Below are 26930 nucleotides of genomic sequence, written 5' to 3'. Positions count from 1 at the left end.
GAGAAAAGGGTTTCGGATTAACTATTGACTCACTCAGGATAGACTCGATCAAGTTCTGCTTCTGGAACATCGTAAACGACGTTTTTCGGCGGCAGCGGTTCGATTCTCATGAATTCCGGCAGTCTGTCGTGCGCTCTCGTCAGACCTGCGGCCTTGTTGAACTTTCTTTCGGTTTCAAGAATCTTCGCACCGAGCTTCACCGCATCGTCGACTGTCCAGTTTGTTCCTAGCACGCCGTTACACGACTCGACCATGCCCTCGAATCCCTCAGGTATGTCCATGATGGCGAACGCAGTAAAGAGACAATAGCCGCTCGAGTCGATGAACGCGGTGCTCTGTTGCAGTGCCCTCGAGAGATCAGCCTTCTTCGTGTCCATCGGATCCGCCTTTCCGCCGACGCCGAGGATCTCTGGCGCGATTGCGTATCCCGCCGTGTGGTCTGCACCCATCGGCGTTGTCGCGTAGGTGACGCCGATTCCTTTAATGGGGCGCGGGTCATATGCCGGTATGCTCTGTCCCTTGACCGTCGGAATCCTCGTAACGCCGAACGCCTTGCCGGTGAACTCTGTTCCGTTCGCGATGATACGGCCCAGCGGCGATTTCTTCCTTACCTCTTCAAGCAGGCACAGAGCGCCCTTGCCGTCGCCGAACTTCACGATACCTCCTTCCATCGCGACTCCGATCGTCCCACCCATTTCAATCGTATCGAGACCGAGATCGTTACACGCGCGGTTCAACTCGCCGACATCGTCGAGATTGTAAATGCCGCAGTTCGGACCGAGTGCCCAAACGGATTCGTATTCGAGAACGCCGACCGGGTCCTTGCCGCCTTCTTTGACCCAGACTTCTGAGCATTGGATAATACAACCGGGGCTGCACACATGCGGTCTCTCACCGCCCCTTTTCTTAATGATTTCAGCTTTCTTTTCTCCCGAAACAAGCGGCGCAAGCTCATCGTAGCCCGCGGAGAAATTCCTGTGCGGGAGAGCACCAGCCTCGTTGATCACATTGATCAATGCATCGGTCCCATAGCTGTTCAGCGTTCCTCCAGGCTTTGTGATGTCGTGCTTCTGGAGCGCAGCAGTCAGCTTCTTTGTTCCTTCCTTAAACAGATCTTTGTTCTTTATTTCGACACCAGGTGCACCCTCATCGTCCACAACGATGAATTTCAGCCCTCGCGTTGCCATTACCGCGCCGAGGCCACCTCGACCTGCATATCTGCTTGGCAATCCATCGATGTCATTAAATGCGACGCCAGCTCCAGCGCCTCCGAGCTCTCCTGCGATCCCAGTCGCGCAAATCGCGACGTCCTTCCCGAAGTTCTCCCTCAATTGCGGATAAACTTCGTAAAGACCCTTGCCAACCCATGGCTTGGCATCGAAGAATTCGACTTTGTCCTTTGTGATCTTCAAGAGATAATACTTGTCTTTACTCTGACCTTGAACGATCAATGCCTTGATTCCAAGTTTTGCCAATTTTTGCGCGAAATTGGTACCTGCGTTTGCTTCTTTGATACCCCCAGTCAGCGGCGATTTACCACCAACGGAAATTCGCCCGGATGTCGGAGCACTCGTGCCTGTCACAATTCCCGGAGCGAAGACCACTTTGTTGTTAGGTCCCAGCGGATGGCAGGTCGGAGGCACCTCTTCAGCCACAATTGTCGAAGTGAGTCCACGGCCGCCAAGGTTCTTCCATTTCTCTGGAACGTCCTCGTATTTGGCCTTCAGTTCGGTCATGTCCACTCTCAATATTTTGGACGTAAATCATCACCCCCTAGAATACAACTAGTCTTTTCGTATTAAAAAAGCTTACGAATGTCATAGTAAATTATTCGACAAGGCGTAATCGTCTGGATATGTTCAATGAAGCATTTCGATCTATCCTCTTTCTTTGTGAAGAGATATATGATCTGCGAAAATCGTAGCGCACCAATAAGTTTCTTATACTGGATATCGTTGCAGTTCTCCAACAGACGGGTGATCGAATAACAGAAATAGTTATCGAGGTCAATGATCTGACAAAGAAATACGGCAACCTGACCGCTGTTGACAATATTTCCTTTTACGTCGAGAAAGGAGAGATTTTTTCTTTACTCGGTCCAAACGGTGCAGGGAAAACAACAATTGTCGAAATACTCGAATGCCTCAGATCAATGACGTCTGGAGAAGCGAGGGTGCTTGGTCTGGATGTCACGAAGAAGGCAAGAGAGATTAAGTACAAGATCGGAGTACTTCCGCAGGATTTCAACGCTTTTGACCTTCTCACGGTTAGGGAGAATATCGAATTTTTCGGAAGCATGTACGAACGCATGCTTGATCCTATGGATTTGATCAAAGCGATGGATCTTGAAGAAAAAGCAAATGAATACTTCAAGAATCTTTCCGGCGGGTTAAAGCAAAGAGTCGGCGTGGCAATTGCCATGGTCAACGATCCGGAGATTATTTTTCTGGATGAGCCGACAACGGGCCTCGATCCGAACGCGAGGAGAGAGGTCTGGAAAGTCATTGAAGGGCTCAAGAAGAAGGGGAAAACGGTGATTCTGACGACACATTACATGGAAGAAGCAGAGATTCTTTCAGATCGCGTCGGAATCATCGATCACGGACGATTTCTTGCGTTGGGTTCTCCACGGGAGATTATTGATAGATATGGATCAGGAAGCCGTTGTATTATTACAAACGCCGATGAAAGATGTCGTAATGTGCTAGAAAAGCAATGGCCAGATCACGAAATCAAGAATGGCAACTGCATTATTCCTCTCAAGGACAAAAGTAGCCTTGTAGAGATCATTTACGCGCTCGACAGAAGCGGCGGTAATTACGAGCAAATACAGCTCACGAGACCGACACTCGAGGATGTCTTTCTCAGATTAACTGGAAGAAAGCTCGCCGAAGGAGGTGACGTAGAGAATGCCAAATAGGATCATATCGACCTTAATCAGTTCGGTGAGAATGTTTTATCGCAGCAAATCATCAGTTTTCTGGACGATCGCATTCCCTGTGATCCTGATACTCATTTTCGGAGCGATTTTTAGCGGCGGCAATGATGGAAAATACAACCTTCATGTCCAAGATCTTTCGAATTCTCAGATGTCACACAACTTTATCGAAGCTCTCAACCGAAGTGGATCGATCAATGTGATCAATGTCGGAAAGAATGTCAACATTTCTGAGTACATCAGAGACAATAGCCCAACTGCGGTGCTTATCATTCCCTCGAACTTCGATTCCGCGTTCATCCCAGGCGCGACAAATAATACAACTCAGCTAAAATTGATGATCGATCCGACGAGCACCTCCGCCAATGTGATCACGACGATCGTCGTTTCTGTGAGCAACCATTTTAACCTCGCGATAGCGCAAGGCGGAGAAATCATCACACTTCAGCGCACAGAGATCGCTTCAGAGCAATTCAACTTTATTGACTTCTTTTTGCCAGGGATCATCGCATTGACAACGATGACAACGACGATTTTCTGGACAGTCGATATTCAATCAAGATACAGGGAGAATGGGATTTTCAAGAAGCTCATGACGACGCCGCTGACACGAATGGAATGGCTCGCTACGCAGATACTTTGGCAGCTGATCGTTGTCTTCATTTCCATTGTCGCGATTCTCGTTGTTGGAATAGCGCTTTACGATGTCAAGCTGACCCTTGATCCTGTCGCCGTCCTCATCATTATCTCTTCGAGTGCTCTGTTTTCATCAATGGGAATGATCCTTGCAAGGTTCATCAAGGAGCCAGAAACAGCCGGCACAGCGGCCAATGCTATCACATTTCCAATGATGTTTCTTTCGGGAACATTCTTCCCCCTCGAAATGATGCCTGGATATCTCAGAGCGGTCGCACAGGTGTTACCGCTGACATATGTCAACAATGGTCTCAGAGATGCAATGGTCTATGACAATGCAGTAGGAGCGACGAATAGTCTGATCGTCGTCGTCATTCTTGCAACGATTTTCTTTGTGATCGGTGTCGCCGTATCGAGATGGAAAGTTGAATAATCGTGAAATAGAAAGCGTTTTTGTCTCCTCTTTCTTTTTTCATGCTTCTTAACCTATTTGGCATCATTCAGGTATACCAGCATCTCATCTTTTCGCTGGCATCCCCATGTTCCATCACGAATTTTCATAGAGTCTTTTCCATCAATAAAATGAACAAATCGAGAGTACGAAAGGCTCGATACATTGAATTATTGGAAAAAGGCGATTCGTATGTGTATTTTAACGCGGCTGGTTGCATCAAAATGAACTGTTCTCGCATCCAAGAATTACAATTCCCAATCGAATTTTTAATCCATTAAATAAATTGAATGATTGAGATTATTCACTTCCATCTGACGAGAATTTCCTCGCGACGGAAGACCTTCAAACTTACATAAAAAACGACGACATCAATAGCCGCCGTTAAGAGTATGAACGCTGTCATCAAAACGAAATCGAGCGTCACGAGGCCTGCTATCGCAATAATGAAAAAGGCAACGACTGGTAAAACGACGAGCCCTCCTATCTGTTGGGAAGCCCTCACATCGCTGACTTTTGACGAAATTAGCATATTGATCAGAATGCTGAGAATGCAGAAAAGTGGCGCGAGGATGAAGACTCCAACGAGCCAAATAAGATTCGGAAGAGGATAGTAGCCGATGACAGGTTGCACGATGACATCGACGAGAATCACGAACGGCACGAGGCTCGCCCAGGTCACGAGCATCGTCGGGAGGAAAATGGAGATCGACTTACCAGCGAGGAGTTCCGTATCGGTTGTAGGGGTCGCAAGTAAAGGTTCAAGACTCTTGTTGATCTTTTCGCCGACAAAGCTGTAGGAGGCGATGACCGTCGGTATCACGGCGGGAATGAGAATGAAAAACATGAGTAATGAGTCAATGAAGACCTTCAGGAACTTCTCCGCCTCATTCACCTCTCCAATCACGACACAACGATCGAGCACAGAGTCGATCCTCGTGGTATTTTCCAGATTGCTATGAACCACGAGAGTGCTATTGATTCTCGATTCGACGATAAAAGAATCAAAGACAACTGATTTTGACACATCGCACCCTTCAATTATGCATCCTGTCGCGACCGAATTTGTCAAATTCACACCAATCAATCTCAAGTCCTTTATCGAGACTTCAGTGATATTCCCACCTACAATAGTCGCGGAGATGTTGATTGTGAGATCGAGTGGTTTTTCGTCCGTGGGCTCTGCAAACATTGTCACCGGAACCAGATAGACGACTGGCATGACGAATGCCATAACGAGGGGCATGGCGATGAGGCTGAAAATGATATACTTATTAGTTTTGAACTCAGCGAGATCCTTTCTCGCAACGATCCAAACCTTATCTAGCCTCAGCGTATCCCCCCCACGAGCCTGAGATAGATCTCTTCGAGACCCCGTCTCAATTCCTCGACAAATTCGACTTCTCCGCCAGCGTTGATCAGCGATCGGATAATCAGAGGATTATCATCCTCAGGATTTTCAACATCGATTGCGATTGTGTTCTCATTTTCATGCACTGATCGTACAAATGGAAGAGCGTTGACTGCAGCGATCATCTCTGGTGTGATTTTCCTCAATTTGACAAGTGTCGTCCTTCCCCAGAATTTGCGGGCGAGATCATCTGCGGATCCAACTGCAAGGATCCGGCGCTGTATGATGCCGACACGATCACAGATTCTCTGCGCATCGTCAAGATTGTGCGTATTGAGGAAAATTGTCCGACCTTCCTTTTTCAAATCGAGGAGGTAATTACGCACGGTGATGGCAGCCTGGGGATCAAGTCCAGAGGTCGGTTCATCAAGGAAAAGGAAATCCGGTTCATGAACGAGTGCTCTCGCAATTGCGATCTTCTGTTTCATTCCTTTTGAAAACTTCGCGACTGGATCATCTCGCCTGTCCCAGACATCAAGCTTCGTCAGAAGATCTTTGATCCTTTGCTCCCGTTCCCCCTTCGGCACGCCATATAATTGCGCAAAAAAATCCAGGTTGCGATACGCACTCAACGATTCGTAGAGTCCTGGGCTCTCAGGCAGAAGGCCGATCATGCCACGTATTTTGATCGCATCATCAGGATTTGTAATATCCAGGCCATTAATATAAGCTGTACCAGCGGTAGGAGCGATCAGGCAGCAGAGCATTCTTACTGTCGTCGTCTTGCCCGCACCATTCGGTCCAATGAACCCAAATACCTCGCCATCTTTGACAACTAAATTGAGATCCTCGACGGCTGTGATATTGCCAAAACTTCTCGTAAGGCCAACTGCTTCAATCAGATACTTCACCGCCACAACGCTGGATATTGTAAGTGCAACGAAAAGTGAATAAGAATAGCAAGATTAAAGCCTTGGCCTGTATTCCGGTGTCTCGGTACCTCGTTTTTCGGTTGATGTCATCCCGGTTTCTGGCGCTTCCTTTGCCGTTGTCTGAGTTTTCTTCACATCAACGCCCTTTTCGTGAGGCTTCTTTTCGAGAAAATCTCTCAGTTCATCAGCGTCGATCTTCAGCATGATCATATCTCCGATGGTCTTGATGTCATCTGTTTGAATCTTGATAAGTGGTGTTGTCAGCAGAGGCTTTTTGACATTGAGCAGATCGATCGCGTCCTTGTCCAATCTGACCTCAATAAATGACGCTTTCCAGTTTTTTTTCCGGCGTAAAAATAATGTTCTCAGCAAAACCAATTTGTCTCGCTTTCCTACAAATGACCCTTTTCCCGACGATGTCTGCCGCGGTCATTAGAACTGCTCCTTCTTCGACCACAACATTCTTCACTTCGGAAAGAGGAATTTTCAGCGTTATAGTATCTGAAACAGAATCAACGCTGTCTGTTTTCACAAGAATCTTTGCCGTCGAGAACAGTGGCTTCTTCACCCCAATCGTTTCCTCAAGTCCTTTTTTCACCCCGATTCGCAACGCCGGTATTACCCAGTTTTCAACATCAAGGGCAACGCCCTCAACCATGCCGACGATCCGCGCATCTGAACTTACAATCTCCAGGCCGATAATATCCTCCATTTTTAACATGATAACCCCGAGAAGATTACACATGTCAACGGTTAAACATTTTTCCCCTTTGGACCTCAGCAATTGTTTGCATGAAGTGAATTTTCCAGCCGAGTCTGGGGTTGCATCGAAAAATGGTTATTGCGGACGAATCTTGAAACCATATATTTCGAAGATGGAATTAGGATAGATATTGCTACCCTCAACTTGATGAAAGATTTGAAAAAGATTCAGGATTTCCTAGAATTGAAAGAAAAGATTAAGGAAATTATGCAGTGGACCTCCGATAGCCACTCTGAGTCGAGTTGATCAGTGTTCACTTCGGTCGTCTCCAGCGCATGACGTAAATGATTAAGGTTGCGCCAGCAACTATCAGTATCATTGGAATAACAACAATCCATAAAGGAAACTCGCCAATCGATTGAACTGTGACGCTAATCGATGCATCATTATTCGTCTCATTGAGCTCATCGATGAGATTCGAAGGATCTACTGTTACTGTGATCGTGTGAGTTCCTTTTGTCGCGATCCATGTTATCGAGGCATTGTCAGTACCGTTGATTGACAGATAGCTAATGAATTTCTGCTGTGTCATTGGAGAACCGTCGATGGCAAAAGTGACAAGAACATTGACCGCATCTTCGGTTCCAGCATTTGTGATCGTTGCAGTTATAATGACCTCGTCCCCATCCTTGATCTCATTTGGTGACAGATTGATACTCCCAGGCACGACAGCAAGATCAGGCATGAAAAAGGATGACGAAGGAACTGAAATTTCGACTGACGCGAAGTTATTCGATTCATTAAGTTCCTTGATTTTATCATCTGGATCGATCAGAATTCTAATTGTATGAATACCTTGAATCGCTTGCCACACAAAGATCACGGTGGACGAACCATTTACGGGTAAAAATTCAATCGTTTTCAGCGATCCGATCTGTGATGTACCGCGGAAAGCCTTCACCTCGACATCAGTCGCGTTGACGTTGCCGATATTTCCCACGTTGACAACGATGTTTACGAAATCTCCAGCTTCAAAAATTTCTGGGGAAAAAGTGATATTCGAAGGGGTAACGATGAGATCCGGAAATAGCTCGACCGGATTTTCGATAGAGATATTGACTGAAGTAAACTCAGAATAAGAATCACCATCGAATGCCCTCGCCTCAATCACATATTCGCCGTTAAAGAAAACCGTAGTATTGAAGTCAAAAGTCCATTCAGTGAGACCACTGGCATTCATCCAGTCTGTTTCCTCATTGAAGTCAATGCTCCTGACACGAACTTGCACACCGACTAGTGTATCATTTCCATCTGGATCAGATGCGTGTCCAGAGATCACAATAAGTCCCTGGACGATTGATCCTGAAACAGGTCGGTCAATCGTGCACATAGGTGGTATGTTGATCATTCTCGTAAACATGACACGCTGCGGCGTCGTTCTTCTATCCTCAAAAACAATGAGCGGCGCTCTTCCCTCACCGATCGCGATATCAGGATTCTGACGCTTACTACTGGTCGTCGCATCATCAACCTTAATACTCGGTGAAAATGTTATTCCACCATTTCTTGATATTACATACCTGATTTCATTCGTAGTTAGCGTCTGAAGTTTGTAAACAACCGATATATTTCCACCGTTGTCAGAGGCGACGCAAGGGTCGACGCTGACGCCGCCATCGCTCGCAACTCTCGAATACGAAAAAGTATTGCCACCGTCAGCGGAACTTGATACGCGAATCACCGAAGTACCCGTTCGATAATCCTCCCACACGACAACAGGATTACCGTCTGGGAGAAAACAGACATCAGGCGATGTTTGCTTGACGTAATTTGGACCATCACTGATTTTTACATTTGCCGAAAATGTGACCCCGCTGTCATTAGAAATGGCGCCATATATGTCATAAAGAGAATCGTTTCTTGCGTCTTGCCAGACGACGATCAATTTACGCTCAAAGGCGTCGATTCTAGGCGCATTCAACAACGATTCGCCAGTCGCAGTATCATCAATTCGCCTTGGCGTTTCAAAAGTCATTCCCCAATCAAGCGACCTCGTCAGAAAAATTTTGGTATAGTCAGCCGAGCCGATAGTCACATTCTGCGACCACACTACGAAGATCGTGTTGTTTGCGATTGCAATATCTGGTTCAGTGGCATAAGTACCAGGAGCACTGATTTGGATATTGGTCGAAAAACTCCTCCCGCCGTCATCGGATTTAGAGAAAAAAATTGACGGGACATCATCATTTCTCGCATCTTCCCACACGACGAAGATCGACCCTGTTTCATTTACGGCGATTGACGGAGAGGAACGATACCCTGAGGATTCCCCTGCGTCATCGACTCTCACTTTGGCTAAGAAATCATATCCTGAATTTTCCGACCTTGCATAGAAGATACGATCAAAATGAGTTGTGCCTTCTGCCCAAACGACCGAAATATTGCCCCCCAAATCCGTTACAATCCTTGGAAATGCCTGGTTGCCATAAGTGGTGCTGTTATCAACAGGAATATTTCTTGAGAAAGCGAGCCCCTCCGCTTGTTGCATGATCGGAACAAAAGGAAAACATGTTAAGATGAGAATGATAGCGATCATGGCCGTGATGGCCTTTCCCCGCATGTGTATCCTCCTACACATCGCAATGGACCAGGCGACTTAAAATGATTTTGAATAATTTTGAGTTCTGAAAATCTGGATCTCTCAAATTGATACGGATGAGAAATATACCACAAGAGTGGCATATCCTGAGAATGATCATTGAGGTTTATAACTCAAAACAAGCACCCATGGATTTCAACAAGATGAGAAAAAGGGGGAAATATAGCATAATAATAGGATGGCGCTAACTGTTTGTCGTTCAATTGAATAAACGAATGGTACCCTTCAGCATCATCGTCTTATAATTAATCATAGAATACGATTACCGAAAGCGTACGATGATGCACGGAAAACCACACAGAATTGATGTTGATTGTAAATCTAAAAGGAGTTGAGATGGTCGTTCAATATGATTGAGGCATTACTTTCGATCTTAATTCCAGAAAGCTGGGTAACCGATATATTGAAAAAATACTCTGCAAAAATCGAGTTCGTCGAGTGCATGCCCTTCGGGAAAAAAGGCGGGAGGGGTCTTGTCGAGATGGGTGGGGATAAGACAACGATGGAATTAATTATTAGAGAGATCAAGACGCACCCCGCCGTATGCAGAGCAGAAATCTCATTTCGCAACGATGGTAAGGCATCAGGATATATCATCACAAACAAATGCGTCGCGTGCGAGGCGTTGTCGCGATCCGAATGCTTCTTACGATCAGCCACAAGCATCGGAAACGGAAAAGTTCTATGGAGAGTTGTCACTGGGAGAAAGAAATCGCTGGCTTCACTCGTACGCGATCTGAGGTCCGTCGGATGCCAGATTGAGATCAAAAGCGTCACGAAAGTTGAGGGCACGAGTATGTTGACGAGACGCCAGGAGGAGGTTCTCAGACTAGCCTTTGAAAGAGGTTACTATGATTGCCCTAAGAAAACGACGATTAGAGATCTTGCAAAAGAACTCAACATCTCCCCTTCGGCACTTGGCGAGATTCTGCAGAGAGGAGAAAGGGCAATACTGGAGGAGTATTTCAGGAAGAGAAGGTGACACCTTTTTTCATTCTAAGGTTTGTAATCTATGACAACAAATGAATCTTCTTGCATCAAAGAACAAGTCCAGGAGATTTTGTGACGGACATATTCGGCAAAACTGTCATCATATCTTTATGGATATTCCGTGTGGAGTGTAACGGCGATGACGATGAGTTCAACAACTCAAGAGATTAAAGTCGAAACAAAGAATTCGAAGCGTAGTGCAGAAGATGTGAAACTAACTGAGAATCTGAAGAAGATTAAACACAAGATCATGGTAATGAGTGGAAAAGGAGGGGTTGGAAAGAGCACGATTGCGGTTAACCTCGCCTTCGGGCTCGCAATGAGAGGAATGGAAGTCGGCATCCTCGACGCAGACATACATGGCCCGAACGTGCCAAAGATGCTTGGGGTCGAGCGCGCACTTCTTACGCATGACGGATCTTATATCCTTCCAGTAATTGTGGCTCCGAACGTGCGAGTCATTTCAATGGCGTTCTTGCTCTCGAAAAGCGACGCTGCTGTTATCTGGAGAGGCCCCATGAAGATGGGAGCGATTCGACAGTTCCTTTCTGAAGTGAACTGGGGATCCCTTGATTATCTCATCATCGATCTGCCACCTGGAACTGGCGATGAACCTCTGAGCATTGCTCAGATGATTCCAGATGCTGACGGCGTCATCATTGTGACAACGCCGCAGGACGTCGCCCTTCTGGATGCTTCCAAATCGATCTCGTTTGCGAAGGCACTCAACCTTCCAGTCATCGGTGTCGTCGAAAATATGAGCGGATTCACCTGCCCTCACTGCGGAAAGGAAATCGCTCTATTTAAGAAGGGAGGCGGGGAACGACTCGCGACGGATATGGCCGTAGCCTTCCTAGGCCGCGTGCCGTTCGAGGTTTCCACGGTTGAATCTGGCGACGGGGGAATACCGATCATCCTCTCGAAGCCTGATTCACAGACGTCAAAAGCGATCAATTCGATCATTGACGAGGTGATCAGGAAGACTCGAGATGAAAAATCATGTTCAAAATCCTAGTAGACGGTAAACCGGTACACCCATTTGTTCATTTTCATCCGTTGATCAGCATGAAAATTATCTGTAAAAGATGAAGGAGGTGAAAGAATGAGGATATGCGTGACAGCAACAGGTAGCAATTTGGAATCCGATGTAGATCCAAGATTCGGCAGGTGTGAATATTTTATTGTAGTTGATCCAGCTACACTTGAATTTAAAGCAGAGCAAAACACTGGCATCTCGGCGAGCGGAGGTGCAGGAGTTCAGGCCGCTCAGAAGGTCTCGCAGCTCGGAGTTGATGCGGTAATCACTGGTAGCGTCGGTCCAAACGCTTTCCAGGTATTGCAAGCAGCCGGGATTAAAGTCTACACAGGCGCAAGCGGCAAGGTCAGGGATGCCGTGAAAAAATTCATTGAAAATAAGCTCCAAACGGCTTCAGGACCAACATCGGCAGCACACGCTGGAATGCGCGCGGGGAGAAGATAGTACAGAATTCATTGAATTTGTTGAGAATCTTTAGAAAAATCTGGGAGGAAGGTGTAATCATGAAGATATGTATTCCCACAATGGGATATAGAGGGATGCGTGAAATGGTCGGAGAGCATTTTGGTAAGGTACCAACCTACACGATCATTGATACAGAAACTAATGAGATCAAGGTCATCGAGAACACAAGCGAACACAGAGGCGGTGTAGGTTTGCCACCGGAGCTGATCAAGAAAGCAGGTGCAGATGCAATCCTTGTGTCAGGTCTGGGTATGAGAGCGCTGGAGATGTTCAAGAAACTTGGAATCAGGGTCTATACAGGTGCTCACGGAACGGTTGAAGAGACTTTGGCAATGTTTAAACAAGGAAAGCTGACGATCGCAAGCGAGGACGACATATGTAGGGAGCACCAACACCATGATGTACATTCCGAATATCATTCATGCTGAGATCAAGTACAAGACCAATAGATGTTGAAAAACATGAACGACAAGCAACAGAGTCTGAGTCCATGGTGCGTTTGAAGGTTCAGTGATATTGTGACACAGAAACCAATTTGGCAAGGAGTGTGGTTCGAAATAAAACGCTATTGTTCATGCAGAACAAATGATCGCATAACAAGAGGGAAGTTTTGAAAAATGAGAGTTGTCGTCGCAAGCGGAAAAGGCGGAACTGGCAAAACCACGGTCGCTGTCAACCTCGCTCTGAGCTTACCAGAATGTACTCTCGTTGACTGCGATGTGGAAGAGCCGAATTGCGCGTTGTTTCTTCCAACAAATTTGGAAAAGATCGAGAATGTCGTCGCAAGAATCCCAAAGTTCGATCTCTCAAAGTGCACTTATTGCGGCCAGTGCGCTGACTTCTGCCAGTTTAATGCAATCGCAGTGATTAAATCGAAAAACCTTCTCTTTTATGAGAACCTTTGCCACGGTTGTGGAGGGTGCGAACTCATTTGCCCAACCGGCGCAATTTCCGAGGGTGTCAGAAAGATTGGCGAGATTCATCATGGTATAACTGATCATATCGATTTATTCGTCGGTAAGATCGATGTTGGAGAGCCGATGGCAACTCCTGTGATTAAGAGAATCAAATCAATCGCTCTAAAAGAATCAAACAAGCCGATGATTTTTGATTCTCCACCAGGTGTTGCCTGTCCAGCTATTGAAACGATGCGAGGCGCGGATTTTTGCATTCTTGTAAGCGAACCAACGCCATTTGGCTTGCACGACCTCAAGCTCGCGGTCGGTGTTACAAGAAGGCTGAGGATTCCATGCGGCGTCGTTGTGAATAGGGAGGGGATCGGCGATGATCGAATCGATAGATACTGCGCAATTGAAAGGATTCCCATTCTTATGAAAATCAAAGAGAGTCGGGAGATCGCAGAATTGTATTCAAATGGCATCCCCTTCACAAATAAATTTCTAGGATATAGACAGATGTTTCTCAACCTATACAAATCAATCGAGAAAATGATTTCAGATTCAAGAAGGGCGGACAGATCGTAGAATATGGAAAAGGATGTGCTATGAAAGAGATTACGATCATCAGCGGAAAAGGGGGGACCGGCAAGACGACGATCACTGCAGCCTTCGCATCGCTCGCGAAAAATACCGTTATGGCTGATTGCGACGTCGATGCTCCAGATCTTCACATTATACTCGATCCAAGAGTCAGGCAACGCTTTCCCTTCTACGGTATGAAGGTTGCGATGAAAGATGAAGCAAAATGCACACAATGCGGTGAGTGTCGGAAACACTGCAGATTCGATGCGATCGATGAACACTTCAATATCATCGACGATGTGTGCGAGGGTTGCGGTGTCTGCCAGCTCGTTTGTCGCGAAAAAGCGATCAGGCTGCTCGACAGAATATCAGGTTCGATCATCGTCTCGGAAACGAGATTCGGACCGTTCGTTCATGGCGAGCTCAGAATCGCAGAGGAAGCTTCCGGCAAACTCGTTACACTCGTTAGAAAGAAGGCTAGGGAAGTGGCGCTAGAAAAAGGAAGAGATTTGATTATCATTGATGGGCCGCCTGGCATTGGCTGTCCTGCAATCGCTGCGATTTCCGGATCGAATCTTGTGCTCGCTGTTACAGAACCTACAGTCTCAGGTGCTCATGACCTCGAGCGCGTCCTTAACCTGACAAATCATTTCGGAGTCGAGACAGTCGTCTGCATTAATAAGTCATCGATCAATCCTGATAATACAAATAAGATTAGAGAATTCTGTGAGAGTAAGGGCCTCGAAGTTGTCGGAGAAATACCCTACGATAATTGTGCAACGAAAGCGATGGTTGCGGGTATGACGTTGATTGAATTCACCGATTGCCCTATAGCAAAGGAAATCAAGAATATGTGGTCAAAGATTCAAAACAGACTTAAAATTGAAGACTGAGAATAGAATTTTGTTTCTGTCTAATGCGCGTTGAAGAACTTCTTTAGCGGAGTTCAAAGACTTAAACGAATAAAAGAGCACAGAAAAATTCTAGTTCCTCGATCACTCAACGATTCAATCTCAATTATATCCTCATGACAAGATTCTATTCGTGAAATCCAAGAAAATCTAAGTAGCGTTTTTTATCAATTTTTTGATCCTTCACAATATGCTGCAGTCGTGGTCAACAGCCCTGATAACGTGATGAAATCACCCAAACGAATTATAAAAAAATAATTTGAAATATCATACAGCATATCCGATTTTCATGGCATTCAAGTGCATCGATCACAGAGGTGTGAAACAAGAGGAGGTAAAGGAAGAGGGCGCGAAGGGTGCGAAGATCCGATGGCTCATCACAAAAGAGGACGGTGCTAAGAAATTTGCGATGAGGCATTTTGAAGTCGCAGTTTCCGGAAATTCGCCCTTACACCAGCATCCGTATGAACATGAAGTTTTTGTGCTCAAAGGAAAGTGTGCGGTTTTTTGCGATGGAAAAACGGAGGTAGTCGGAGAAGGTGGAGTCATATTTATTCCACCGAACGCACTCCACCAATTCAGGAATGCTGGTCAAACCACTCTCGAATTCCTCTGCGTGATTCCCTATTTAGATTGAAAATCATCGGGTGCGTTGAAATCATAGTTGCGTAAATCAAGTTCAAAAGTCAGTAGAAGATGAGCATAAACGAGCCACGAGTTCAATCTTTTTCCCACGAGATTGCGATTTCCTACAGAGCTTTACAAACTCAAAATCATAAAAAAACCGAGACTATTCATAATCAAAAAAGATTGGTATGGGAGTCCCCATCAGATAAAATTTATGAACAATGGTAGTTTGCTGATGCGCTCGTCCAAATTGTTTTTGAGAACTGGATCATTCTCTTCGGCTATTTCTCAAAAGACACTCAGTTATTGCAATAATAAAAAAGAAAAGAAGCGCCGGGAAATGGCGCCTCATAGGCTCGGTTCACCACAACGGTGGGTAATACGGCATCCATCGACATGCCCATCGCCGACCGAATCCACCGCGGAACATGCGTCCGAATCGCCAGTACCCTAGCGGGACTGCCCCGCGGTAGAACCAGGCAGGAGGCACATAGGGATTTGCATACCCGGGTACGGGAAATCCAGCGCAATATCCCGCCCTTCGGCCGGTCATTGGTCCAAGTCCCAGGGGACCTGTTCCATCACCGCCAGGCATCTTTAATCACCTCCTTTCTTTCTCCTTTCAATTTCCTTTTTCAATTCCTCAATCTCCTGTTCGAGATCGTCTTTCTGCGATTCGAGATAGCTGAGTTCCTCTTCCAGCATTCTGAGCTCTTCTTCTGGCGTGAGTCTATAGGGTCCACTGTATGGCCTTGGAGCCCACATCGGTGGCGCGTATGGGTAAAGCACGTCGGCTGCATAGGGAAGGCCATAAGCACCTCTCGCCCAACCAGGTAATCCAGTGAGCCAGTACATCCACCTGTAACCTCTTCCAAATCCTCGTGGCATCCTTATCACCTCCTATTTGTATCATATTCACGAGCGACGACATTCCCGACCATTTGGGGGTTGACTGGGGTTGTCACCGCTCGGAAACGCTTACATTAATGCAATTATGCGCATTATTATTTAAAATTTTCCCGCTATTGCGCAAAATATCCGAAGTAAATGTGCTTCTATCGTACTATCATAAAATCCTCTGGAGGATTCAGTTCGAGCAATCTCAGAAGGAATCCCAGAAAATTATATGAGTTGAAATCCAACAGTACGAGAGAATTGACCGCTATAAATAAATCGCTTCAATCAACACATCCCTCTCTCGATCAAGGCATCTCATCACGAAGCAATCATAATATACATTACTGGACATCATCCCAATTGACTTATGTTCCAGCCACGAAGGGGCAGAAGGCGTGGACCGCGATGGATTTCAGAAATTCCCATCGTCAGGGTGTTCGGACCAATAGATAGACCGCATGTTGGCGTCATCAAAATGAGTTTCGAAGAAGTCGAAGCGGTCAGGCTCGTTGATTATCAAGGCCTCGATCAAGAGACGGCGGCCTCTTTAATGGGAATTTCACGGAAATCGCTGTGGCTCGACCTTCATTCGGCCCGCTTCAAACTTGCTAAAGCACTCATCGAAGGCGCGGTTATTCAACTCGAGGAGGGAAATTTTCTCATCAGACCTGGGCATCCAACAGATCTTAAATCCGAGCCAAAGGAAGATGAGAAGGATGAAAGAGAATTGGACGGTAGTCAGTGATTTTAGCTCTGGTACCTTTTGGCATTGATATTTTCAATGATCTTGCGGCCACTCATTCAAATCTTCAAATTCATTTTTAATTTTTGGCGAAACAATTTCCTTTTCAACGCAACCGATCAACTGACCAGTGAACAATTGCATGAGGAATCATTGAATTTTGAGTAAGTGCGAGGGCATTTCCGGTTTCGGGACAAAAGCGACCTCCTGCTCATTGAAAATTGTGACATGCATCGCTCTCGAAGAATTCTTTACAGAGCTAGTGATAGATTTCTTCAATTCCTCCGGTGTTGAGCAAACTCTGGCATTGATAACAAGCTTCCCTTCGCCGACGAAATATCGCTCGCCCCTCAAATCATCAATTCTCAGTCTGTCCCCGACAAGGCTCAGTTTCATCGTGCTTTTAGTTGATGAAAGAATCGCCTTCACATGCGCAAGCGAGTGACTATCGAAGTGCTCCGCGATTCCTTTCATTATTTCCACGAGAAAAGTGCGCGCGTCTACGCGCTCGTCCGCTATAACCCCAGCGCTGTAGTTACACCAGCCGAGCATGGCTTTTTCCCTCGCAAAAATTTTCTGATCGACTTCGAGCGGTTTCTTCGTGCTCGTTTTCTTCGACATCATCAGTTCCGCAATTTTCTCGACATTCATTTTCGTGATGAAAGAGTAAGGGATAATCATCGCCTCTGAATTGAGTATCTTGATGTGCTCAATAACTGCGTCCAATTGCCTTCCCTCGACGAGGTCGCATTTCGACAGAACAATGATCTCTGCTTCTTTGATCTGCTGTACTGGAATGAGAGTTGCAACGGCGGGGGAATTCTCGTCGTGGCCAAGTGATTCGCAGGCTGTTTGACAGTCAACGACGACAAACAGCGGAGCGATATCGAAATCCTGCGGATAAAGTTCCTTCAACGGCGAGATAACGGCCGCGAGCAGGTTCGTCGCAGTTCCAATTGATTCAGCAATGATGAGATCTGGTCTCTTGGCGAACGCGAGATGGTGTGCATTCCTAACAAATTCCTCAAAATTCACACAAAAGCACCCACCGCGGATTTCCTCCACATCGAATCCGCCGCTACGCATAAATTCTGTGTCGACGAGCACGTTGCCCTGATCGTTTGTGATGATCGCAATCAGAGCGTTTCGATTCTCCTTCAAGTATTTTCCGACGGCCATTGCCATGCTGGACTTACCAGCGCCGAGGAAACCGCCAATGATTGCAATTCGAACTGGATTGCGTGGTTTATCACCTGCCATATTATTACCCACATACACGGCAAATCCTTCAACAACTAAATAAATTGTCGACGAGTCAAATATTCGAGATCACGATTCTTTCAGCAACCAGTCAATCCTTCGATTTTCACGAACCTGTTGATATACGCGCAATTTTCACACGGAATTGTGATCACACATTTTTCCCCCTTTGAAATACCTCGGAGTGCGCAGACGATCGCGTGATCGACAGGTCTGAATGGTTGCTTTCTCTGATTCCTACTCAAGATCTCCTTCTCGATCCTGCTGATCACCGATGCACAAGAACATTTCTTGATATATTCAAGGCACTTTTTTGCCTCTTCCTCCGTGCAGGAGTCGCATCGCGTCCCGACCTTTGCTAGCGATCCGAAAAGTCCCGCCAGCGGATCGACGAGGTAAATGGTATTTTCTTTCCCAAGGGTGATGAAGATCGAATTTCGATGCGAGGGCTCGATCAACTCCATCCTCGTTCCCCTTACCTTTTTCTCTGAGCCGACCGTCCAAAATTCTCTCAGGTGATTGTTCAACTGATATACGAGTTGATGGTAGTTGATGCCGATCAAATCGGCAAGCTCTTGCTTTGAAATAGGAGAATTCAGCGCCCTTCTGTAAAGAGTTTTGAGAATTTGCTTTCTTAAATCATGATTGGCGAGACTGACATATGCTTCCGGATCGATGTATGATATCTCAATGATACAGGCGTTTTTCATCAAGAATGATGATTGATCTTTCAAATATTAAAGATTGAAGTTAAAAATGAAAGGAAAAAGCCAAATTCTATACTCAGGGTGATGATCTCCCGCTGGTTCTCTTTGGTCGGATCTAGTCAAAGAAGACGGATTCTTGTTAAGTATTAATTGAAAAAAAAGATCAAAGAGTTTGTTTGACCATAAGATATCAACACAGTAACTCGGCAATATACATCAGAACAGAGATCATAGAGGTAGATATAATCCTATACAGATCATGGAAAACTGTCAAAAAGTGATTTCTGAGAAAGGATGAGATCTCATGCTTTTCCACAACGTGTCCTGCTTTGCTCCCTCATGAATTGCATGAGATAATAGGGACCACCAGCGCCTTTCCCCGTCGATCCACTCGCCTTCCAGCCGCCAAAAGGTTGGGTGCCAACCATTGCGCCTGTCGACCCGCCTCGCCGTCTGTTTGCATAAACTACGCCCGCTTCAATGTGATCGAAGTAATACTCAATTTCCTTTTCATCAGTTGTAAATATCCCTCCTGTAAGACCATACTCAACCTCATTTGCTCTTTTCACCGCTTCTTCAAGAGTCACGGCGCGCTCCACGCACAGAAACGGGAGGAAGAGTTCATTCCTGATGAGGAAATGATCGCTGGGAAGATCTGCCACAATCGTTGGCTCGACATAGTAGCCTCTGTCAAAAATGCCGCCAATAATTCTCGACCCGCCAGTGAGAATTTTCCCATCGGTTTTCGCAATATTTGCGAATTTGACGAAGTCATTGACCGCTTTCTCGCTAATCACAGGCCCCAGAAAGACATCGCGCTCTCTTGGATCTCCAATCTTGAGCGTTTGTGTCTTCCCAATCAATTTCTTAATGAATACATCGGCAACATCCTCGAACACGATGACACGCGAACAGGCGCTGCACTTTTGTCCGCCGTACCCAAAAGCCGAGGCCACGACACCATCAACAGCGTCATCAAGATTTGCCTTTGAAGAGACGATGATCGCATTTTTACCACCCATCTCAGCAATAACGGGTCTTGGCCAACGATTGATTGAAGACTTGATGATGCTGTATCCGATTTCTTTTGACCCTGTGAAAGCAATTCCGCTTATCTCGGGATGATGAATCAGCGCGTCCCCGATTTCCGCACCTGAACCGGCAACAAAATTGAGGGCACCAGGAGGCAATCCAGCACGTCGCATGATTTCACAGATCATGTAAACTGGGAGTGGCGCAAGTGATGATGGCTTAATGATAACAGTATTACCAGCAATCATCGCGGCTGTTGCCATTCCAGTTGTGATAACCACAGGGAAATTGAAGGGACAGATGATCGCCCATACGCCATACGGACGCATGATGCTCATCGATTTTTCGCCGTGATAGGCCGGTGGCGTCTCAACGGCGAAACCATCATAATAAATCATTTGATCGCAGTAGAATTCAATAAAATCAATCGCTTCGTCAACGTCAGCCATTGCCTCATACCTGTTCTTTCCATTGTCGAGCGTGACCGCGGCGGCAAGCGAGAACTTCTCATTTCTCATCAGATGTGCGATCCTCCTGAAGATCGAAACGCGTTGAGACCAGTCGATTAGTGACCATCCCTCAAACGCCTCTTTTGCAGCGTTGACAGCCTTGTTGACATCATCGACTGTAGAGCGGGGAAAGCGACCGAGAAGGATCGAACGATCGATGGGACTTCTGTCCTCGAACTCTGCTGGCACTTTTTTCTCAACGGCCCCGACGATATTGGGATATGAGGCACCCAGCGTTATCGAGTTAAGTGCACTTTCGTACGCCCAATGGAACTCCTCGATTTTCTTCATCTTGATTGCATTTTCGAATGTCTTCTCATTTGCAAAAACCATATCTAATCAATACTCCATGATCAGACATTAGAGCCATTCAATAATAAGCATGTCGAAGCAGTGGAACCATGAAGAACTGTGGGACAGCGCACAATATAGTCTTTGCAATTTCAAAAACCGATGCCGGCGATAGGAAAGTATCTTCCTAAAGATCTTCATCGTGTATCGATGAACACACCGGCTCCCTACCTAAGATTTCTTTGAGATTTCGGTGAAATATCTGATGACAAAAAATTGCGTGCTCATAGCGTTTCCCATTGACGAAAGGCGAATTATTGACGGAAAATTTCGATAAGTCGATGAGTTCGATGAAAACGATAAAATAAGATTCCTTCGCTACGGGTCTTAACAATTCTCAAACATTCGAAAATTATGATCTCTTCAAGAATCTGGGTGTGTGGCCATGGAGGAGAAAAAGGAGGGTAAAATCGGTGTCTACTTGTGTAGGGAAAAGGGAGAAATCAGCGATCGCATCGACCTCGATGATGTCGCAGACTTCTTGCGGCAATTTGACGATGTTATCGATGTCGATATCTTCGATGAACTCTCTTCGAAGGAAGGGATCGATTTCCTCATTGGCAAGTACATGGACAAAAAATTTGACAGAATTCTCATCGGCGGTGCAATTCCGAATATTCAAGGAGAAATCATCAGAAATGCGCTTGCTTCGGTGGGAATGAACAAATACCTTTTCGAAATGGTCAATCTCAGGGAACAATGCGCGTGGGTTCACCCCGATAAGGCAGAGGCAACGAAAAAGGCGAAGTCTCTGATGCTTGGCGGCCTCGAGCGTGTGAGGCGACTCAAACCATTAGAAGATATCACGATTCCGATTAAAGATTCTGTCCTTGTCATCGGTGGCGGTGTCGCTGGCATGGCCGCGGCACTGGAAATTGCGAAGGCAGGTCACAAAGTCTATCTCATCGAGAGAGAAAAAGAACTTGGCGGAAGGGCTTACAAACTGGCCACGACGTTCCCCACGCATAACTGCGGGATCTGCTGTATGCAGTATTGCAAGGAGTGCGTCTTCACGCCGAAGATCGAGGATGTCGAGAGGAATCCCTTTATCGAGGTCATGCTGAACACCGAGGTGAAAGAGATTACTGGAGGATTCGGAAACAGGCACGTGAAGGTCGTTCAAAATGGCAATGAAAGGGAGTTTGATGTTGGAGCAATCGTCGTCGCAACAGGATCGAAAACCTTCGATCCTCATAAGATACCATCATATTCCTATGGGAAGAGCAAGGACATCATGACCTCGATGGAATTCATTGACATCATGCGACACGCTGACATCACAGGGGTAAGAAGACCTTCCGACGGAAAGATCCCGAAGGTCATCAACTTTGTCTTGTGTGTCGGTTCGAGAGACAAATCGAAAGGCAATCTGCATTGCTCCCTCGTTTGCTGTACATACACAATTGGAATTGCGAAAGAGGTTAAGAAGCTACATCCAGAGACAGAAGTGTACATTCATTATATCGATCTCAGAGGACCCTACAGAGGATTCGAGGAATTCTATACGGACGCGAGGGAAATCGGCATCAAATTCATTCGTGGCAAGGTTGCCGAGATCATTCCTGAAAATGGAAAACTTGTTATTAGAGCGGAGGACACTGATGCCGGCGTCATACTGAACATCGAGAGCGATCTCGTTGTTCTCGCAGTAGGGCAGGAGCCAAGCGAAGGAGCTGACAGAATCGCCAAGATGCTTCACATACAGACGGATATCGACAACTTTATGAAGGATGTCAATCCGATGCTGCCGCCGCAGATACGCCGCGGAGTTTACATCGCTGGCTGTGCACAGGGTCCAAAAGGGATCAGATATTCGATCGATGATGCAAAATCCGTTGCGCAAGAAATTGTCGCATTGCTCGACTCGGGAAAAATCAATATTGAGAGGATCACGGCGAAGGTCAACGAGGACCGGTGCCGCGGATGCGGGCGATGCGCTGAAGCGTGTGTGTTCAAGGCGATTTCTCTTGTTCCCAAGGATGGGAGGCGTGTCGCAGTTGTCGATGAATATCTTTGCGAGGGGTGCGGGGCATGCGCCGCCGCCTGCTGCAATAAAGCGATGACCGTGAGTCATTACGAGCGGGAGCAGATCGAATCGATTATTTGCGCGCTCGTCCAGGAGGTGGGAGAATGAGCGAAAATTTTGAGCCAACAATACTCGTCTTCGCCTGCAGCTGGTGTGGTTATCCTGCCGCAACTCTCACAGGCGTGCATCATCTGAGTTATCCGTCAAGCGTCAAGATCATCAGAGTCATGTGTACTGGACGTGTCGAGCCAGCTTTTATGATGAAAGCTTTCGAGTGCGGTGCTGATGGTGTTGCGGTTGTCGGATGTAGAATCGACGATTGCCACTACACTGATGGAAACAAGCATGCGCAGAAGCGCATTGAGGCCGTGAGAAAGCTCCTCAGGTATACTGGTCTGGGAGAAGAGAGGTTAAGATGCGAATGGCTCTCTGCCTCTGAGAAGTACAAGTTCCTCAATTTGATCAACGGCATGTACAATGACTTGAAAATCATGGGCCCCAACCCGATTCCCAAGGCCAAAAGAAAAGAAGTGATGGAATTCGATAAGAAAGCGATTGATGATTTGATCGCGGATACGGGCGCGCATGACTGTGTCGAATGCGGAAAGTGTACATCAGTATGTCCTGTCGCGCGCTTCGATCCAAATTTCGCTCCCCGCGTTATCGTTCTGAGGGCACTTGAAGGCGTTTCAGACAGCTTGAGCAAGGACAGAGACATCTGGTCATGCATCACGTGTGAAATGTGTAACTCGATGTGTCCCTACAAGGTCGATTATTCCGGTTTCATCCAAGGAATGCGTTCTGAGGCGATCAGGCTTGGCAACGAGCCAGAGTGCTCCCAGGGCGGCTTATTGCAGAGCATGATGCGCGTGATGGCGCACACAGAAAAACAGGACAGGCTGGAATGGATACCCGGCGATGTCAAAATCGCCGAGAAGGGCGACATTCTATATTTCGTCGGGTGCGCACCGCATCTTGATGCCGTGTTCTACGATCGAAATCTCAATTTAACGGGGACGGCGATCTCGGCAATCAAAATTCTCAACTATGCAGGTATCATACCAGTTGTCAGTAACGACGAAGTGTGCTGTGGACACGACCTCAACTGGGCAGGCGATAACGAGAATTTCGAGAAGTTGATGGAGAAAAACATCGAAATGATCAAGAACGCTGGCGCGAAAAAAGTCATTTTCTCATGCCCAGAATGTTATAGGACATTCAATATCGATTACCAGGATATATTAGGAGATCAGGACTTCGAAATGATGCACCTGACGGAGTTTCTCGCAGACCTCATCGACGAAGGAAAGCTTGAACTGAAACCAGCGACTGAGGAAGAAGACTCAGTCACATATCACGACCCCTGTCGCCTTGGTAGACATCTGGGAGTGTACGACGAGCCACGGGACATTCTTAGGGAAGTGGGCGTTGAGGTGAGGGAAATGGCGAATACAAGGGAGAAAGCACAATGCTGCGGTGTTTCCGCCTGGATTACCTGTGGGAGACCAGCAAAGCAAATGCAACTCGACAGGATTGCGGAAGCCAAGAGAACGGGGGCTCATCGCCTTCTCACAATGTGCCCCAAATGCAGGATTCATCTCGATTGCGCCGTTTCGAAGGAAGTCGATGTCGATCGATCCCTTATCGACATCCCAATGGAGGACTACGTGTCGTATTTGGCAAAGCGCCTCGGTCTTTAGAATACGATATATAAAAGGGGCGTCAGACTAGACGATAACTTTCGCCGGGGCGAAGGATGATGCACTTCGTTCGCGTTTTCGATTCGACTTTCTTACGGAATTCTTCAGGGTCGGCTCTGATCGGATCGAAGGTGTTGTAATGCATTGGGATGACGAATTTCGAGTTCAACATCGCCGTTGCCCTGACCGCGTCATCGATGCCCATCGTGTAATGTCCTCCGATCGGCAGCAGCGCCATATCAATTTCAAATTCCTCGCCGATGAGTTTCATATCTCCGAAAAGCGCCGTATCCCCCGCGTGATAGATCGCTTTGCCATCTGTTGAGATGACGAATGAGCAAGCGATTCCAACGGAGCTGATGCCGTCGACCGATGAGCCGTGGAATGCGGGAAAGATCTTCACACTACAGAAAGGCATCACCAGTGTGCCGCCGACGTGGCCGTCGATCGACTTTGCGCCTTTGGAACTCACGTAATTCGCAATCTCGAACGTCGAATGCACTGGCGCTCTTGTCTTCTTCGAAATCTCAATCGCGTCGCCGAGATGATCCCCGTGTGCATGCGTGACGAGAATGAGATCAGGTTTGAGGTCTTTGGGCACGGATACCAGAGGATTGCCTGTGATGAATGGATCGACAAGTATCTTTCCCTTTGAGGATTCAACGAGAAAAGCCGAATGTCCCAAATATACGATATCGACCATGCAAACCCTCCATATTAATCAGCGAAAACCGTCTATTTCAATCCTCCGTACCCTTTTTACTGGCTTGATTGTCTTTGCACCCTTAATTTTTGATAGTCAGAATGAATTGATTGCTTTCCCTAATTCTTAATCCGTTCTGAGACGAAATGAAAAAAGAGATAACGGAGAAGTGTCAGTATCATTACACGGAGGAAAGATCGATGGAACGATTCGACGTCTGCATTGTTGGCGGCGGATTGGCAGGCCTATGCGCCGCTTTCGAGGCTGCGAAGGCTAACGCGAATGTCTGCATGATCACGAAAGGATGCGTCGGAAAGGCATCAGCGACATCAATGTCAGCTGGAATTTTTTCACATCCGACTGACCAAATGAAAGAAGACGATCTTTTCAGGGCGACGATGGAAATCGGACGCTGGATCAACGATGAAAAACTCGTAAGAAGGCTTGTTAGCGGTGGCAAGGAAGTCCCCTGTTTCCTCCAGAGTCTCGGGATGAAATTTGAATCAAAACCATCGGGGATGCACCTGACGCGCGAGAAACTCATTTTCCCGATGATTGAACTTACCACAGTGATGAAGGAGTCACTAAGAGAAATGGGAGTCACGTTCTTCGAGCACTGTGCCGTAGAAAACCTTGTAATGGACGGGAAGAAATGCCTGGGAATTGTGGGTTTGGATCGCAATTATTCATCGTTTTCAATCGCGGCCAATTCAACCGTTCTTGCATCTGGCGGATTCTGCGCGATGTTCGATAACAATGATAATCCCAACACGACAACTGGTGACGGGATGGTCATGGCCCTTGAAGCGGGAGCATCGCTTCGAGATCTTGAATTTATCCAGTTCTTCCCAATCGCGATGATACATAAAGGGTTGCCGCCGTTTATTCTTTTTCCACCATATCCTCCTGGCGCCAGGATCATCAACGACAGAAACGAGGATATTTTGAAAAAGAGAGTGCCAGAGGAAACGGATTTGACAAAAGCGGTGATTGTCTACCGCGATAAAGTCTGCCAGGCAATTGCCTTTGAGGAGGAAAAGGGAAGAAAGTGTTTCCTCGATCTATCATCTGTGAAACGGTGGGAGGACGCAGACATGAAAACCATGAATTCAATGTTTCAGCTGCGCACCTATCAATTCCCATCAACCAAAGAGTGCATGATTAGGATTACCTGCACGGCGCATCATTCAATGGGTGGCGTCATCATCGATGAAAATTGTTTGACAGGTATTCAAGGTCTTTACGCCGCAGGAGAAGTCGTCGGCGGAATCCATGGTGCAAACAGGAAGGGGGGAAATGCGCTCGCAGACGCACTGATTTTCGGTAGAATTGCAGGCGCTAACGCCGCAAAACAAAGAGGTGTGACGATCGAAAAGGATCGATTCGAAACGCTTGTTTCGATAATCGATGAACAGTCCAGACAAACTGAAGAGATCCCTCGTGAGAGATTGATGGAGATGAGAGAGATGATCGCGAGCACCTGCTCGAAATGTCTCGGCATCGTGCGTTCGAGAGATTTGCTGGCCGAGAGTGCTACGATAGCTGAGAAAATGTTCGCCGAGTTGAAGAACGCAAAGACTGACAAAAAATCACGAATTCTCCTGGATGAAATTCGATCGATGGCGCTTTTGGCCGAAATGGCTACTCATACCGCACTCCTTCGCCAGGAGAGTAGAGGATCCCATTTCAGAAAGGACTTTCCCGTCGAGGATGAGCGCTGGCTGGGGTACATCGAGGTCACCATGGTCGACAAGAAGCCGGCCTATTCATTCGTGCCGAAAGGGGGGAAAGCAGCATAGGAACAAGAAATACGATTTTTCTCT

The 26930-nt window shown here is 46.7% G+C and carries 25 protein-coding genes; 13 read left to right on the top strand and 12 right to left on the bottom strand.

Features of this window, described 5'->3' with window-relative positions; all coding sequences use genetic code 11:
* Positions 1-29 precede the first annotated feature (29 nt).
* Positions 30-1736: an aldehyde ferredoxin oxidoreductase gene (locus H5T41_01080; GenBank protein ID MBC7107381.1), complete on the bottom strand. Its 1707-nt coding sequence runs from the start codon at positions 1734-1736 to the stop codon at positions 30-32.
* Positions 1737-1984: 248 nt separating this feature from the next.
* On the opposite strand from H5T41_01080, the gene H5T41_01075 reads away from it, so the two are divergent.
* Positions 1985-2920, top strand: a complete 936-nt coding sequence (locus H5T41_01075) for an ABC transporter ATP-binding protein (protein ID MBC7107380.1) — start codon at positions 1985-1987, stop codon at positions 2918-2920.
* Positions 2910-4007: an ABC transporter permease gene (locus H5T41_01070; protein MBC7107379.1), complete on the top strand. Its 1098-nt coding sequence runs from the start codon at positions 2910-2912 to the stop codon at positions 4005-4007. Before H5T41_01075 ends, H5T41_01070 begins: the two co-directional genes overlap by 11 nt.
* A 322-nt stretch (positions 4008-4329) precedes the next feature.
* On the opposite strand, the gene H5T41_01065 is transcribed toward H5T41_01070, so the two are convergent.
* The 5 genes from H5T41_01065 to H5T41_01045 form a co-directional block, all read right to left on the bottom strand.
* Positions 4330-5451: an ABC transporter permease gene (locus H5T41_01065; GenBank protein MBC7107378.1), complete on the bottom strand. Its 1122-nt coding sequence runs from the start codon at positions 5449-5451 to the stop codon at positions 4330-4332.
* Positions 5355-6278: an ABC transporter ATP-binding protein gene (locus H5T41_01060; protein ID MBC7107377.1), complete on the bottom strand. Its 924-nt coding sequence runs from the start codon at positions 6276-6278 to the stop codon at positions 5355-5357. The genes H5T41_01065 and H5T41_01060 overlap by 97 nt, the downstream gene beginning before the upstream one ends.
* A gap of 63 nt (positions 6279-6341) precedes the next feature.
* Positions 6342-6617 (bottom strand): hypothetical protein, encoded by a 276-nt coding sequence (locus H5T41_01055; GenBank protein ID MBC7107376.1) that lies wholly within the window; start codon positions 6615-6617, stop codon positions 6342-6344.
* A gap of 7 nt (positions 6618-6624) precedes the next feature.
* On the bottom strand, positions 6625-7029 hold the full coding sequence (locus H5T41_01050; protein ID MBC7107375.1) for a PRC-barrel domain-containing protein: 405 nt from the start codon (positions 7027-7029) through the stop codon (positions 6625-6627).
* 295 nt (positions 7030-7324) lie between these two features.
* The gene (locus H5T41_01045; protein MBC7107374.1) at positions 7325-9631 is read right to left on the bottom strand and encodes a hypothetical protein; all 2307 of its coding nucleotides are present in this window, start codon (positions 9629-9631) and stop codon (positions 7325-7327) included.
* Between the two features lie 388 nt (positions 9632-10019).
* On the opposite strand from H5T41_01045, the gene H5T41_01040 reads away from it, so the two are divergent.
* The 7 genes from H5T41_01040 (at position 10020) to H5T41_01010 (ending at position 15190) form a co-directional block, all read left to right on the top strand.
* Positions 10020-10652: a helix-turn-helix domain-containing protein gene (locus tag H5T41_01040; GenBank protein MBC7107373.1), complete on the top strand. Its 633-nt coding sequence runs from the start codon at positions 10020-10022 to the stop codon at positions 10650-10652.
* A gap of 153 nt (positions 10653-10805) precedes the next feature.
* The gene (locus H5T41_01035; protein ID MBC7107372.1) at positions 10806-11675 is read left to right on the top strand and encodes an Mrp/NBP35 family ATP-binding protein; all 870 of its coding nucleotides are present in this window, start codon (positions 10806-10808) and stop codon (positions 11673-11675) included.
* 87 nt (positions 11676-11762) lie between these two features.
* Positions 11763-12140 carry a NifB/NifX family molybdenum-iron cluster-binding protein gene (locus H5T41_01030; GenBank protein MBC7107371.1) on the top strand — a complete coding sequence of 126 codons (378 nt, stop codon included), beginning with the start codon at positions 11763-11765 and terminating at the stop codon, positions 12138-12140.
* 59 nt (positions 12141-12199) lie between these two features.
* Positions 12200-12589 carry a NifB/NifX family molybdenum-iron cluster-binding protein gene (locus H5T41_01025; protein MBC7107370.1) on the top strand — a complete coding sequence of 130 codons (390 nt, stop codon included), beginning with the start codon at positions 12200-12202 and terminating at the stop codon, positions 12587-12589.
* A 189-nt stretch (positions 12590-12778) separates the two neighbouring features.
* On the top strand, positions 12779-13645 hold the full coding sequence (locus H5T41_01020; GenBank protein ID MBC7107369.1) for an ATP-binding protein: 867 nt from the start codon (positions 12779-12781) through the stop codon (positions 13643-13645).
* A 20-nt stretch (positions 13646-13665) separates the two neighbouring features.
* Positions 13666-14535: a 4Fe-4S binding protein gene (locus tag H5T41_01015; protein MBC7107368.1), complete on the top strand. Its 870-nt coding sequence runs from the start codon at positions 13666-13668 to the stop codon at positions 14533-14535.
* Between the two features lie 307 nt (positions 14536-14842).
* Complete coding sequence (locus H5T41_01010; GenBank protein ID MBC7107367.1) at positions 14843-15190, top strand: cupin domain-containing protein; 348 nt, start codon at positions 14843-14845, stop codon at positions 15188-15190.
* A gap of 351 nt (positions 15191-15541) precedes the next feature.
* Here H5T41_01010 and H5T41_01005 read toward each other — a convergent pair whose 3' ends face one another.
* On the bottom strand, positions 15542-15775 hold the full coding sequence (locus H5T41_01005; protein MBC7107366.1) for a DUF5320 domain-containing protein: 234 nt from the start codon (positions 15773-15775) through the stop codon (positions 15542-15544).
* Between the two features lie 2 nt (positions 15776-15777).
* Positions 15778-16068 carry a hypothetical protein gene (locus H5T41_01000; GenBank protein ID MBC7107365.1) on the bottom strand — a complete coding sequence of 97 codons (291 nt, stop codon included), beginning with the start codon at positions 16066-16068 and terminating at the stop codon, positions 15778-15780.
* A 376-nt stretch (positions 16069-16444) separates the two neighbouring features.
* On the opposite strand from H5T41_01000, the gene H5T41_00995 reads away from it, so the two are divergent.
* Positions 16445-16822, top strand: a complete 378-nt coding sequence (locus H5T41_00995; GenBank protein MBC7107364.1) for a DUF134 domain-containing protein — start codon at positions 16445-16447, stop codon at positions 16820-16822.
* 147 nt (positions 16823-16969) lie between these two features.
* On the opposite strand, the gene H5T41_00990 is transcribed toward H5T41_00995, so the two are convergent.
* From H5T41_00990 to H5T41_00980, 3 genes are all read right to left on the bottom strand, one after another.
* Positions 16970-18079: a hypothetical protein gene (locus tag H5T41_00990; protein ID MBC7107363.1), complete on the bottom strand. Its 1110-nt coding sequence runs from the start codon at positions 18077-18079 to the stop codon at positions 16970-16972.
* 80 nt (positions 18080-18159) lie between these two features.
* Positions 18160-18789, bottom strand: a complete 630-nt coding sequence (locus tag H5T41_00985; GenBank protein ID MBC7107362.1) for a hypothetical protein — start codon at positions 18787-18789, stop codon at positions 18160-18162.
* A gap of 299 nt (positions 18790-19088) precedes the next feature.
* Entirely contained in the window at positions 19089-20660 is a 1572-nt protein-coding gene (locus H5T41_00980; protein MBC7107361.1) for an aldehyde dehydrogenase family protein, read from the bottom strand.
* Between the two features lie 403 nt (positions 20661-21063).
* On the opposite strand from H5T41_00980, the gene H5T41_00975 reads away from it, so the two are divergent.
* Both H5T41_00975 and H5T41_00970 read left to right on the top strand, forming a co-directional pair.
* Positions 21064-22812: a CoB--CoM heterodisulfide reductase iron-sulfur subunit A family protein gene (locus H5T41_00975; GenBank protein ID MBC7107360.1), complete on the top strand. Its 1749-nt coding sequence runs from the start codon at positions 21064-21066 to the stop codon at positions 22810-22812.
* Entirely contained in the window at positions 22809-24404 is a 1596-nt protein-coding gene (locus tag H5T41_00970; protein MBC7107359.1) for a hydrogenase iron-sulfur subunit, read from the top strand. The genes H5T41_00975 and H5T41_00970 overlap by 4 nt, the downstream gene beginning before the upstream one ends.
* Before the next feature lie 22 nt (positions 24405-24426).
* Here the strand turns inward: H5T41_00970 and H5T41_00965 are convergent, their stop codons facing one another.
* The gene (locus tag H5T41_00965) at positions 24427-25107 is read right to left on the bottom strand and encodes a metal-dependent hydrolase (GenBank protein ID MBC7107358.1); all 681 of its coding nucleotides are present in this window, start codon (positions 25105-25107) and stop codon (positions 24427-24429) included.
* 146 nt (positions 25108-25253) lie between these two features.
* On the opposite strand from H5T41_00965, the gene H5T41_00960 reads away from it, so the two are divergent.
* Entirely contained in the window at positions 25254-26906 is a 1653-nt protein-coding gene (locus H5T41_00960; GenBank protein MBC7107357.1) for an FAD-binding protein, read from the top strand.
* Positions 26907-26930 lie beyond the last annotated feature (24 nt).

This window comes from Methanomassiliicoccales archaeon, assembly GCA_014361295.1.
GTDB lineage: Archaea > Thermoplasmatota > Thermoplasmata > Methanomassiliicoccales > JACIVX01 > JACIVX01.
Note: the sequence above shows the minus strand (reverse complement) of the source record. Positions and strands in the feature narration are given on the sequence as shown.